Here is a 13,969-nt window from a genome sequence, read left to right as displayed (position 1 = left end):
GGTATTTCTGTCTAATTCATTGATTTACAGTATCTTTTTCCATCCCTTTTTTAAAAGCGCCAGTTTACCCCATTACCTTGATTAAATACAAATATGATCTTAGTAAAATACGCATTAACTTTAAATTAATAAGTTTTTTCTTATTTTTTTAACAAAATTTTACGTAATTTTAAAGAAATCAAAAATCTTTAATATTATGAAAAAAATCCAATTATTAATGGTGCTGGCTATCACTTCATTGATATTTACAGCTTGCCAAAACGAACAGACCACGGTCTATGACGACATGAACACAGAGCAACTTCTCAACGAAAAAGTAAATCTTGATGACATCGTCAGAGAGTCCCAGATCCACAGTGCAACGCAATCTAGTGACTTCGTGATCCAGGATGACAGGGTACTAATAGGAGATCAGGAGATCAGACTTGATTATCATGAAAAGTATGGGGTAGTTAGAGCCGATGAATTTCCTATGGACCCAAATGGAATAAGAGAACCAAATCTTGACACATTTCTTGCCAGAACTGGCATGAGAGAACAAGATATCGCAAATTACTCTATTGAAAGAGAATTGTTTAGTGGAGTTGGATACGCACAGCACAGAATGAGAGACGGAGAAGTTATTGAAGTTGCGCATAGATTTGAGAACGAGCCTGTATATCGGTTTGAAGGTGAACTGAGAGATGGTAAAAGGTTTAGAATTATAATTATCATTGTTTGTTCAAATGGGCTGATCATTGTCATTATCTTTTGATGTTCGCTAATATTCCCAGGGAAAAAAAAAATCAAAAAACGGGTCAGACGACCCGTTTTTTACTTGTATAAAATGCCAGCAGTAAAAACTACCACAAAAACAAAGGTGCTGAAACTACTGAAAGGAATGGCACATCGATCGGACAAGTTAGTGATCTTCTCTATCCATCAGATTGAAATTTCCTGTGGTGCGCTTTTATAAAGTGTATAAGTATCCCTAAAAACCGCTACGGTTAAAAACGTGAATATGAACTGTAAATTTAAAGACGTAAAGAGAAGTTGATTTTCTGAGACCCAAGTGGTCAAGATCCTAAAACTAAGATCAGGAAATAAACCAGGAGTTCATACACCTTCTTCAAAATATTTATTTTTCATAATCTACTAATTTACAAGAATCTACATTTTTTAAACTACACTTTTGAGTACCGTTAATCAGAGGGGGGGGCTGGTTCGAACCCAAGAGGGGGCTTAAAAAAAGGTAGTCACGATAGCGTAACTGTTTTTTTATTTTAAAAGTATATTTTTTTAAATCGAGATCTTTATATATAATTTTCATTTATGGGTTTTTGCTTACGAAAGGCCTTTAATTAATACATTCTTGCATTGTTTTTTCTTTTCTAAACAAGATTTATAAAATCTATGGTTTTTGTTGTACTTAGAACGTGAAATAGATATCTAGTCAGGAAATTTTGGAGTAATTGTAAACACATGCAGTTTACAAGTGATTTGAGATTAATGGTTAGCCTTCCAGGCAGGTTTTATGTTTAGTACGGCAAATCTGGTTTTAAATTCAATTATATATGAGCAATCTTAATCTTTAAGATAAATTGGATTGTTGGGGATAAAAAGGTATATTGGAAATAAACAGGGAACAAAAATCTATTTGATATCTTAAAGACTTAACAAAAAGATGTTCCGGATAAACGGATTAAAAGGTAAGAGCCAATGCGTATGTTTTGAGATCATATTGTCTATGACCCTACAGAAATGAATTATTGAAAAAAGCACCTCTTTTGGCCTAATAAACAGGAAGCATAGTATTGCAGAATTTACTAATTAAAATAGAAAAACTTTTTTAACTATCAGGTGTTTAGGATATAAAGGATCATTATTTTTTATGAGCACTGGCTTGAATATCTACCAGGATATTAAACTTAATACATGAAATTATACATTAAATATATGGTTAGTCAACGCTGTAAAATGCTGGTAGAGGAAGAACTCGAAAAATTGCACATAACCTATACCACTATGGATCTTGGAGTAGTTGAAATTCCAAAAGAAATCTCAATAAACAAACGAACTCTTTTTCAGGAAAACCTTCTTAAATCAGGGCTTGAGTTGCTAGATGATACGAAAAGTATCCTAATTGAACGAATTAAAATAGCTATTATAGAAATGATTCATCATACTGATGAGATCCCAAAAACTAATTATTCTGGATATTTAAGCGAGAAACTGGGATACGATTATATGTATTTGTCTAACACATTTTCCGAAGTGAAGGGAATCACCATACAACATTATATCATCAAGCATAAAATTGAAAAAGTAAAAGAATTGTTGCTATATGACGAACTCAATCTAACTGAGATCTCCCATAAGCTTCACTACAGCAGTCCATCCCATTTGTCAAACCAATTTAAAAAAGTTACAGGTCTCACACCTTCTTTTTTTAAAAAGATGAAGAAAAAAAGACAGCTAAATTTGGAGAACCTGTGATATATGTAAGGTTTACCGATATTTATATAGCAAAATTCCAGTAGTTGTGTCGCACCTTTGTGTTCTGTTGTGACTCTAATCAATAGTATTCAAAACACCCAACGCATGGACTTATTTAAGAAGAACAATTTGGTTTATAGTATTCTAAAAGAAATAATAGATGCCTTTAGACCCATATTTGATAGTGGAAACCCACAAACTATAAGGGAGAATGAATTACAGAAAAAACTAAGATTCCATTTGATCAGAATCAAAAAATAACTTTAGGTAACATCAAACACTGGGTATTCAAAATGTAAAGTGAAAGAGAACTTAATTTTGTTTATTGATAAGGGCTTTTAAATTATTTAGAGGCCCAAAAAAGAGCAGGAACTAAAAAACACTGCTCTTTTTTCATGAAAAGCAAATGGGTTAGTCTCATAGTAACTATTGGTTTTGTGCTTTTAGTAAACAATCTTGGTGCTTGCTATTTCCTTGCAATAAATTAATAAAACTTAAATTATGTCAAAAGAAAAAGAAGGAAAACCGAAATCAGGAAAAACCCCGCCCTCTAGTACCCCTAAAGAGAAGAAAGCTGCGAAAAAAGCGAAACGAGACGCCAAAAACAGGTCGGAATAAGAGAACTAACCTTAAAACATTACAATGCAACAAGGTGAATTTGAAGAAGCCAAAACGTTTAACTTGACAGATGCACTAGATTATAGTTCTAATGCAATAATGGTAAAAAATATAAAAGTCGAGAACAACTGTATGATACAGGTCTTTGTATTTGATTATGGCAAAGTGCAATCGTATGAGAAATCTCCTTTTTTGAGATTTATTTACATAATCGAGGGTAAAGCAGAAGTTGTTATCAATAATAACTCTTCTTTTATGCAAAAGGGAGATTCCATATTAATACCGGGACATGCTAAAAGCTCCATTGAAGCAAATCATAAATTCAAAATGATCTGCACCACTATAAAAAGTGAATAAGCCATTCTTTCTAATACTAAAATACCCTGTACCTTATGGAAAAGAATAAAATGAAAAACAGGTTCAAAATAGGAGATGTTGTTTGTGCTAGAGTAAGGCCTTCGGTATCTCTGGTTGTACGATTATACACTCGCAAAGTGTATTACTGCAAGATTCAAAATGATCCTTTGGCAAATGAAATGGTGTATTTTGATAAAGAATTAAAATATTGCGATGACACCTCATTAATTCAGAAAACTTAAGACAAAAACTTATGAAAGCAAATACATTAGTTTATTGCGAGAACGAATTTGGTAATGTAGATGGCAAAGTAGCTAATGGGCTTATTCGGCAATCGGAAAGGTACACCATTGTTGGAATTGTAGATAGCTCTAAGAAAGGTCAAGACGCGGGTCAACATCTTGATGGTGTAAGAAATGGAATCCCTATTTTCGAAAGTATAGCGCATGCTTTAGAAACATTAGATACTGTTCCTGAATACTTCATCTATGGTATTGCCCCGCTAGATTCGTTTTTAAACAATGAACAACAAAAAATTATTTTTACCGCTATGAAAAGTGGGATGAACATTATTAATGGTCTTCCTGAGTTTTTTAACGACAACATTCAATATACCAATATGGCGCTTAAATATGGTGTAACTATAAAAGACGTAAGAAAACCTCCAGCACGTAAAAATCTCCATAATTTTTCAGGACGCATACGAAATGTAAAAGTTCCGGTAATCGCAATAATGGGTACCGATTGCGCCGTTGGCAAAAGAACTACCGCATTATTCTTAGTACAGGCATTACTGGATAAAGATCTGAAGGCCGTATTTGTGACCACTGGTCAAACAGGCTTGCTCCAAGGCTCCAAATACGGAGTGGCCATAGATGTATTAACATCAGGGTTTGCCACCGGTGAAGTTGAAAATGCCATCCTAAATGCTTATGAGCAGGAACAACCAGATATCATTGTAGTTGAAGGTCAGGGAGCTTTAAGCCATCCTGCATTTACATCTTCAAGTGCTATTCTACGTGGTTCAATGCCAGATGCAATTATCATACAACACCCTCCAAAACGAAAAAGTTACTGCGACTTCCCCAAAATCTCAATGTTAGATCTGGCAGACGAGATTGAAATGATAGAGGTATTCTCCAAATCAACGGTTATTGCGATTACCATTAATCATGAAAACATGACCCACGTTGAAGTGAACCGTACAATAAATCAGTACGAATCAGAATATAACCTGCCTGTTACCGATGTGCTCCTGCATGGATGTGATAAACTGGTAAAAGAGTTGATCAAAACATTTCCAGAACTAAAAAGAGAGCCGGTGTTGGTTTGAACCTCCCCAGAATTGATATTGATTTAGAAAAGATTGGGCACAACGTACAACAATTAAAAAAACTGTATGCCTCTAAAGGCATAAACATAATTGGGGTAACCAAAGTGGTTGGGGGCGACCCCGTAATTGCCGACGTCTTAGTTAAAAATGGTATTGAAATTCTTGCAGATTCTAGCATTTTGAATATCATAAAAATCCGAAAAGCGGGTATCCGGGCACAATACCTGTTGCTTAGAACACCTGCGCTCAGCCAGGTGGAAGACGTTATTATTCATACGCACATAAGTTTAAATTCCGAATTAATAGTTCTAAAAAAGCTTTCGGAATGTGCTTTAAGAAACCATGTAATACATAAGGTTATCTTAATGGTAGAGCTTGGTGACCTGCGAGAGGGGGTTATGCCCTCGGAAATGAATACACTTGTAAAGCAGGTGCTAAACCTGGAAGGTCTAACCTTGTTAGGTATAGGAACAAACCTCGCATGCTTTGGCGGAATAAGCCCCGACGTTCAAAAAATGAACGAGTTGTCTTCAATAGCCATCCGCTTGGAAGAAAAATTCAAAATTACCCTGGAAATAGTGTCTGGTGGAAATTCTGCAAATTACAACTGGTTCACATCTTCAAAAGATGTGGGTAGAATAAATAACCTGCGATTGGGTGAATCTATTTTTTTAGGTAGAGAAGCACTTTGTAGAAAACCTATACCCGGACTTTTTACGGATAATTTTACCTTACTGGCTGAGGTTATTGAAGCCAAACGAAAACCGTCACAACCCTATGGGAAAGTATATCAAAATGCCAGCGGTGATATTCCCAGGTTTAAGAATAAAGGATTTATGGATAGAGCCATTCTTGCGATTGGAATGCAAGACGTTGCTGTTTCAGGAATTATCCCAAAACAAAAAATGACCATTTTAGGTGCCAGTAGTGATCATGTCGTGATAGACAATACCAGGGCAAAATTAAAACTGGGAGATGCCGTAGCATTCCATCTAAACTATAGTGCCTTGTCAAAAGCTTTACACTCAAGAAATATCTCTAAAAATATCATCAATTTTCATGAATATACAAGCGTATTGTAAGGCGGTTGAAACAAAAGACCTTCAGAATAAACTTTTAGTGCCTTCCATTTGGGTTCGGGAAAACCATTCACCATTAGTGAGTTTGATGGATACAAATTTTAATTTGATCTTTGAACCTTCAATATCAAAAGACTATAAGTATCTCGTTAGAGAAGACATACTGATAAAAATAGGCCGAATCAGTAAACAATTGAATAGACAAAATAAAATTTTGATTATTCGTTCTGCCTGGAGGTCTTATGAACATCAAAAACTTTTATGGGATTCTAAATTTATATACTTCCAGAAAAAACATCCCGAAAAATCTAACATTGAGATCAAAGACATAATAAGCTATTTTATTGCCCCTCCAACAATGTCTATGCATGCTACAGGTGGCGCCGTAGATGCTTTGATCTATGACAAATTTGAAAATAGTGTCATGGATTTTGGAACTAATAATGGTTTGGAAATTTATCTTTCAAAAAAATGCTATCCTTACTATCCAGATCTTAGCCCTGAAGTGAAAAAAAACAGGGCACTCCTAATCAGTCTGTTTGAAGATGAAGATTTTGTTTGTGATTTGAAGGAGTATTGGCATTTTGATTACGGCAACGTTATTTGGGCCATTGAAAAAGAAAAGGAATATGCCATATATGGGCCCATAATTTAGAGGTGCCAACACATAGAACGAAAAGTAAGAGCTTGATTACTGCCTACAATACCTTTAGATTGGTTTTCCTGCTAGAACCAAAAGGCACTTGCTCGATATAATTATCTTATATTATGAAACAAAAAGAGGGCAAAAGCCCTCTTTAAAATTAATTATCCTTAAGAAAACCGCATTAGCATTGGTGCGGTATGCCTTCTGTGATTTTTCCAACTTTCATGACGGGTTGATGACCTGCCAATGCTGGGGTTTTTGTCTTCAGATACCTTCTTTGTCTGTTTCATAATTCCTTCTCAATTTAACTATATGTGATGGGAGCAATACGCCTCCTTATATACATATATAATAAGAAGTAAAGATAGTTAAAGCATTACGTGACCAGGGTAAGTTTAACATAACGCTAAGACAGATAAAATAAGCAATACAAGTTATTTTATGATAAGCGATATCACGCTGCCCATCTGCAGCTAATATCCTTCTAAAATCCAGAATGTCATATAGTAGTTACCTTTCTTAAAAACCCCTTGCTAATGGCTCAGAAAGCCTTTTAGATTAAGAATAGCCTTTCGCCAGAGGCCAAAGGCCCTGTGTTTTCTTTTCTCTCAGAATTACTTTTTCCAAACACTAAACTTTAAACTTAAAGGGCCTAAACCAAAAGATATTATATCTCTATTAAACAATATGTGATTTATGTAAGATTGGCACGAATTAATATAATATACCCATACATAGGAAATCCTATCTTTATGATTAAACTTAATTACTATATTACTATGAATAATGACCCTATGACTGAGGTGAAAAACGTATTTAAAAAAGGTCCTTGGAGAAATCTTATTATTATTACTATACTGGTAGTACTGGTGTTTGCTTTTAAACCATGGGTTCAAATTGGTGCAGGTGAGCGAGGCGTTGTCCAGAATTTTGGTGCCGTACAGGACAATGTGTTGAATGAAGGGATCCATTTCAAAATACCCATAGTGCAAAGCGTCATTCTAATGGATGTAAAAATTCAAAAGGCCATGACAGATGCGGCCTCTTCATCTTCCGATTTGCAGGATGTAGATTTATCTGTAGCTCTTAACTATCATATCATACCCGATAAAGCCAATTTGGTTTATCAAACTATTGGGGTTGAATTTAAGGAGCGTATTATTGACCCTGCTATACAAGAGGTAATGAAAGCCGTATCGGCCAGATATACGGCCGAAGAGTTGATTACCAAAAGACCGGCGGTTAGTACCGAAATGCAACAAGCACTTACATCAAGATTACTTGCATCGAACATAGCAGTAGATGCTTTTTCGATTATCTCATTTAGTTTTTCCCAAACCTTTACAGACGCCATTGAAGCTAAGCAAACAGCCGAACAAAATGCACTTAAAGCAAAAAGGGACCTAGACAGGATAAAGGTTGAAGCCCAACAAACCATTGCAGCCGCAACAGCCGAAGCTGAGGCACTACGGTTACAAAAAATGAATATTTCACCAGACCTTATTGAACTCAGAAAGATAGAGGCGAACCTTAAGGCCATAGAAAAATGGAACGGTATCCTACCTGAGGTAACAGGGGCGGGGGCAATTCCTTTTATTGGAGTAGGCGCTGCTATAAAAAACAAATAATGGTAATATTTTGGTATTTAAATACAGAATCCATAATTATATTGTTATTATGCATCCACTTTATAATAGGAAGCATTCGGGGGCTGTATAGATATCGAATGATTGAAAAATACCAATATAATTATTATGGCAACCATCCTATGAAACTTATGGGCAAACTAGCACATAATTGGTTGACTGGCACTTTCAGTTCAACTACTTTTTTTCTTTCGGCCTCTATAACCGTGATACTTTTTTTATTCATTTTAAAGATGAAATAAACCAAAAAGAAAGAAGTTATGTTTTGGGTTTAATCCTTATTAGGCCCAAAACATAATATGTAAGCATGAAGCAAAACGTATTATTTAAAACCAAGTGATTTTGTGAATCCAGCTTTTGGTAATACCTAAAACCTGTGAAGTCTAGAATTTAAGGTGTTTTCCGGATGCAAACTTTTATTAGTGTATTACAGCTTATGTTACTCATACGATCTTTCCAAACCCTAAGATTCTCAATAAGTGAAATCTAATAATTTTACCCAACATATTCATCAATATGCGGTGGTTAGTGCAGATTAGTTTTAATCTCATATTTGTAATATAGACGGTATTTCCTCTAATACTTTCGTTTTTACCTCCCTAAAGTATATCAATTTAATAGTTTACGCCTTCGTAGTTTCCGGCAGTAATGAAACGCTGAAGAGTCTTTAACTCTTATAGATACAGAAAGAATCATATTTCGATTTTCTAGCGATCCCGTCCTTTAGTAGTTTTACTAATGAAAAATCGAGTTCTTATGTATAACCTGGTCCTTTAATAATTTTCAGGATCTTGGTAAGTTTTAGTAGAAGTGCATCGTTTTAAGAACTGTTAAGATCTCATGCTTTTACAAAACATTTTACCGGCTTTTCGGCCAGGAATCAAAAATCCTTTTACCAAAACTGCCTTCTCCAAATTTTTTTTGTTACCCAATATACCACTATGGCTCTATAATTTTATTTTTATTTGTTCTAAATAAGAATAAAAATGTACATTTGTTTTTAAATGTTTACAAAAGTTTATGGCAATTATTTTAGTCCTTTTCGGTTGTTTACTTCTTTACAGTAAGTCAAAGTATAGCCCGTTATTTTTATCACGCCAGAGAGTAAAGGTACCTCTCAAAAAAAAATATATAAGATTAATGGCCTATGTATTTTTCATTATTTCCATCATCTTGTTAACCTTACAATTAGGGTTTTGGACCGGTTTGGTTACCTTTCTAATGGTATTAATGTTTGGTCTTTCCCTAACCATTGTGATATTGCCTTTAAATAAAAGGATTGCCTATATTCTTTGTGGATTAAGTATTCTTATGGTAATTATTGAAAATATATTTTAAATGCCGGCTAATAAAAAACACTTATCAGCACCATTCCAGCGATTCTTAAAAATTTCTGCCGGAATTTTAGGAGGCTTTGTGGTTACGATCTTTTTTCACAATGCTATAGGTGTTTTACTTGAAGAAAGGGGGGGATTAATAATTACTACAGCCTATACCTCTTTTATTTTATGGGCCATTTTAATGATCGTTGCTTTTTTAGCAAAAAACGGTTGGAAAGTTTGGGGTATGTACCTATTGCTAGCCCTGCTTTTTGGAGTCATCATTTTTATGTTTAAATAACAGGTGTCGCAATGAAATTAAAAGCACTGAAACCAAGGTTACATAATATCATATTCCATACGCATACGGTATCTGGTATTGTAATTAGTTTTGCATTGTTTGTTATTTTTTATGCCGGTGCAGTGGCTTTATTCATGGATGAGTTGTATCAATGGGAAAACCCAACGGCAAGAGTAGAGGCTGTGAATCCTGCAACCGTGAATTATGATGGTATTGTAGAGCTTGTAAAAAAGGAAATTCCGGATTTCGATACCTCTCAGCAGTTTGGGATCAGGCCTCCTACGGAAATTAAACCTTTAATAACGTTTTATGGGTCCTTAAAAACCAAAAACGATCAGGCAGAAAGGTTTACAGCCTATATAAATCCTGTGACCAAAGCGCTTCATACCCGGGCTGAGCCATTAACGCATATGTCGCAAACCATTTATGAACTGCATTATTTTAAGCAAATACCAACATTTGGCATATATCTTTCCGGGCTGGTAGCATTCTTTTTTTTATTTGCCGTATTTACAGGTGTTTTAACCCATTGGAAAAACATTGTAAGTAAGTTTTATGCATTTACTATTAAAGGAAAGTGGAAACAAATATGGGTAAACGGGCATATTTCACTGGGGGTTATCACCTTGCCTTTCCAGATTATTTATGCCATAACCGGGGCGTTACTCGGATTGTCAATCTTACTTCTTGCTCCTACTGCTTTTCTGGTATATGACGGTGATACTGATGAAGTGATAAAAGTTATCAGACCGGATGCAGCCATGAAATATGATGAAAATGCCAAAGGCATTGATAATAGTATATCATTTAATAGTGTTTACGCTAAAGTGAGTAACGAAAATCCAAAATTTGAGGTCAGCTATTTATATTCAAGAAACTATCAAAAAGAAGATGGTACCCTTACTGCAGTTGTAGGAGACCACAAAGGTCTGGGAAGTGATGGAACTTTTGTGTACAGCCTTAAAGACGGGTCACTCATAAATGCTGTTCACCCGGAAACAAAACCGTATTCACTGGGTACCTTAGCTGTTTTGATAAAATTACATTATGCAACTTTTGGGGGCCTCTTTTTGAAGATTATTTACTTTATTCTGGCTATGATAACCTGTTATATCATTATAAGCGGAGTAATGATTTGGCGTACGGCCCGGGACAATAAAAAATATACCGATAAGCAACGCAGGTTTCATCATAGGGTCACAAAATTTTATTTGGCTATAACACTATCTATGTTCCCTGCAATCGCTCTTATATTTATTGCCAATAAACTGGTGCCTATGGAAACAGTAGATCGCACTTTTTACGTAGATGCTGCTTTCTTCTTAGGATGGTCTCTTCTTACCATAACAGGTTTATTTTGGAATGATTACCGAAAGCTAAACAGGAACTACCTGTTAACCGGAAGCATTCTGGGTTTGTTTATTCCAGTGGTCAATGGTATCATCACCGGCGATTGGATATGGAAAACACTGGTTAACGAGCAGTATTATGTGTTTAGCGTAGATCTGACCTGGATTGTTATTGGAATTTCAGGATTATTGATCTGCAGGTATTACCTACATAAAAAGCCTTTATCCAAAAAAAGGATCTCCTCAAAAATAGTTCAAGAGAGTAAGGCAGGATCTTCTCCCAAAGTAGAAACGGGTATTGTAAAGTAAAATGGTAAAAAAATAGGAGCTGACATTCTGCACTTTTTTTAAACTAATTTAAGATCCATTATTTTTATTTAGAATAAATAAAAATAATGGATTACATTTGTAGTGTAAAATTAAGACTAGATTCACTCATGAAATACTTATTGTTTTCTATAATGGCCTTTCCAACGTGCCTTATGGCTCAGAACGTATTTAACCTTTCGGGTACCGTAAAGAATGAAAGTGGCCAGCCGGTATCGTATGCCAATGTGGTCATAACCAAAACTAAATACAGTATAACAGATGAAAAAGGAAGGTATATCATAAAAAACATTCCCCAAGGAGACTACAAAATAACAGTGAGTTTAATAGGTTTTAGTGATCAAAGTAAAACGATAGCGATCTCCAAAGATATGATCGTTAATTTTACACTTTCAGAAAGTGCCGAAAACCTCGAAGAGGTAACCATTACCAAAAAAACAGAAAGCACAAAACTCACGGAAGAGGCGGTAACCATAAGCTCTTTGAACGTAAAAAAGTTTAAAGATCAGGCCCTGGGAGTAGAAGATGTACTCAAACAATCAACAGGTGTTGTGGTGCGGCAAAGTGGTGGTTTGGGTAGTAACTTAAACATTAACTTAAATGGTTTAACAGGGCAGGCCGTACGAACGTATTATGACGGTATGCCTATTGAATTATACGGAGGTGCCTTACAGTTAAATTTTATACCCGTAGATGCACTTAGTCGCGTAGATGTATATAAAGGTATTATGCCTGTAGATATTGGTACCGATGCTTTGGGGGGTGGTTTAAACCTGGTGCCTGTAGAACAGAGATCCGATTTTTTGAGAGCAACCTACTCTGTGGGATCTTTTAATACACATCGGTTTTCATTGAACGGGAGTCATAATTTCAACGATAATATATCAGTCTCTATTTTATCGTTTGTTAACTATACAGACAATGACTATAAAATGAGGGATATTCCCAACATAGTTGAAAACTTAAGGGAAGACGGTACGGTTGAGAGTATAACCGAAGAGCGTATTGATGCCCGGCGATTTCACGACCGGTTTCGCTCATCTTTGGTAGAGGGCTCGGTTAACTTCCATGATATAAGCTGGGCAGACGAATTAGAAATATCAGCCATGTTCTCCAGAAGAGATAATCAAATACAGCAAGGCACGTTTATTACCGGACTTGCGGTTGGCGAAGCAGAAACAGAAGCCACTGTGGCAGTACAAAGAATTGATTATAAAAAGTCATTCCTTAAAAACAAATTAAAGTTTAGATATTCAGGTTTGTTCTCCCAATCTACCGATAAAACTAACGATAGTACAAAAGTGTTTTACAATTGGCGGGGGGAGCAACTGGTAACAGAAAATGAAAGAGGCTCAGAGATTTTTGGTATTCCAATTGCCAGAGAAGGTGATAATACAGGTGCTGCACACAGATTAACCCTGCAATATGATATTACAGATAATCTCAATATAATTTTATCAGAGTTTAATTATGGATTAGAAATTGAAGGTGAAGACCCCATCGGGCCAAGAATAGAAATTGATGGAGAGGAAATAGATCCTAATACCATACCATCCAAACTGAGATCTAATGTTTTTGGTGCCGAGTTGAATGCTACTTTTTTTGAAAATAAACTTACAACCATTGCTTTTTACAAAAACTATGATTACAATGCACGATCTATTGAATTTACCAGAACGGGTATTACCGAGATCCCTCTACGCACTGTAAAAGATAATAATAACGGGTATGGTTTTGGTATAAAATATCAGATCACACCCGTGTTTTTTTTAAGGTCCAGTTATGAGCGCACCTTACGTTTACCAACGCAAAACGAAGTATTTGGAGATCTTGCAGCCATAGTGCCTAATTTTGAATTACGTCCGGAGCAAAGTAACAATATCAATTTAGGTATGCGATATGAAAAAAATATGGCCAATAACAAATTCCTATCTATAGATGTAAGTGGTTTTGTAAGAGATCAGGAAAACCTGATAAGACCTGTACCATTTGGCCCTGAAAACTCACAGTTCATTAATGAAGCCAATGTTCAGAGTGCCGGAATAGAATTGGGCACCAGATATCGACCCTTTTCAAACCTGGGCCTTAACGGCAGCTTTACCTATCAACAAATAGAGTTTGGAGAGTCTGATGAGGTTACTTCTTCAGGAGGCTCCGAGGGTTCGGCAGTACCCAATATCCCCAATCTGTTTTTTAACCTTTCTGCCAATTACACTTTAGAAAACATATTTAGAAGCGAAAACCGGCTGGAACTGGCCTGGAACTATCTGTTTGTTGACAGGTTTAGCGTTAATGAAGTGATAGATTTAGATACCGCCAATCCTGCTTTTGTAGTACCCAGGCAACATTTGAATAATGCCAACATCTCCTATGTATTGCCTAAACAAAACCTGGTATTCTCCCTGGCAGTTCAGAATATATTTAATGAAGAAGTTTTTGATAATTTTAGAATTCCCAGGCCCGGTATTAACTATGCTTTTAAAATTAGCTATTCACTACAATGATATATTGATACATAA

At 35.5% G+C, this 13,969-nt stretch carries 10 protein-coding genes; all 10 read left to right on the top strand.

Going from position 1 to position 13,969, the window contains the following annotated elements; translation table 11 throughout:
* Positions 1 to 196: 196 nt before the first annotated feature.
* The 10 genes from WAO84_RS15155 to WAO84_RS15110 all read left to right on the top strand — a co-directional run bounded on the left by WAO84_RS15155 (position 197) and on the right by WAO84_RS15110 (position 13,954).
* Positions 197 to 754 carry a hypothetical protein gene (locus tag WAO84_RS15155; protein WP_340066855.1) on the top strand — a complete coding sequence of 186 codons (558 nt, stop codon included), beginning with the start codon at positions 197 to 199 and terminating at the stop codon, positions 752 to 754.
* Positions 755 to 1,914: 1,160 nt separating this feature from the next.
* Positions 1,915 to 2,475, top strand: a complete 561-nt coding sequence (locus WAO84_RS15150) for a helix-turn-helix domain-containing protein (protein ID WP_340066854.1) — start codon at positions 1,915 to 1,917, stop codon at positions 2,473 to 2,475.
* 642 nt (positions 2,476 to 3,117) lie between these two features.
* Positions 3,118 to 3,450, top strand: a complete 333-nt coding sequence (locus WAO84_RS15145; RefSeq protein ID WP_340066852.1) for a cupin domain-containing protein — start codon at positions 3,118 to 3,120, stop codon at positions 3,448 to 3,450.
* 253 nt (positions 3,451 to 3,703) lie between these two features.
* Positions 3,704 to 4,783 (top strand): N-acetyltransferase DgcN family protein, encoded by a 1,080-nt coding sequence (locus tag WAO84_RS15140; RefSeq protein WP_340066850.1) that lies wholly within the window; start codon positions 3,704 to 3,706, stop codon positions 4,781 to 4,783.
* Positions 4,780 to 5,865: an alanine/ornithine racemase family PLP-dependent enzyme gene (locus tag WAO84_RS15135; protein ID WP_340066849.1), complete on the top strand. Its 1,086-nt coding sequence runs from the start codon at positions 4,780 to 4,782 to the stop codon at positions 5,863 to 5,865. Before WAO84_RS15140 ends, WAO84_RS15135 begins: the two co-directional genes overlap by 4 nt.
* Entirely contained in the window at positions 5,843 to 6,517 is a 675-nt protein-coding gene (locus WAO84_RS15130) for a M15 family metallopeptidase (protein ID WP_340066847.1), read from the top strand. The genes WAO84_RS15135 and WAO84_RS15130 overlap by 23 nt, the downstream gene beginning before the upstream one ends.
* A gap of 743 nt (positions 6,518 to 7,260) precedes the next feature.
* Positions 7,261 to 8,136, top strand: a complete 876-nt coding sequence (locus tag WAO84_RS15125; protein WP_340066846.1) for a prohibitin family protein — start codon at positions 7,261 to 7,263, stop codon at positions 8,134 to 8,136.
* A 1,356-nt stretch (positions 8,137 to 9,492) separates the two neighbouring features.
* Positions 9,493 to 9,774, top strand: a complete 282-nt coding sequence (locus tag WAO84_RS15120; RefSeq protein ID WP_340066845.1) for a hypothetical protein — start codon at positions 9,493 to 9,495, stop codon at positions 9,772 to 9,774.
* 11 nt (positions 9,775 to 9,785) lie between these two features.
* A complete protein-coding gene (locus WAO84_RS15115; protein WP_340066844.1) occupies positions 9,786 to 11,432 on the top strand; it encodes a PepSY-associated TM helix domain-containing protein in 1,647 nt (548 codons plus the stop codon).
* A gap of 173 nt (positions 11,433 to 11,605) precedes the next feature.
* The gene (locus WAO84_RS15110; protein WP_340066843.1) at positions 11,606 to 13,954 is read left to right on the top strand and encodes a TonB-dependent receptor; all 2,349 of its coding nucleotides are present in this window, start codon (positions 11,606 to 11,608) and stop codon (positions 13,952 to 13,954) included.
* Positions 13,955 to 13,969: the final 15 nt, after the last annotated feature.

It is taken from the genome of Ascidiimonas aurantiaca (assembly GCF_037646345.1).
Taxonomy (GTDB): Bacteria; Bacteroidota; Bacteroidia; order Flavobacteriales; family Flavobacteriaceae; genus Ascidiimonas; species Ascidiimonas aurantiaca.
Note: the sequence above shows the minus strand (reverse complement) of the source record. Positions and strands in the feature narration are given on the sequence as shown.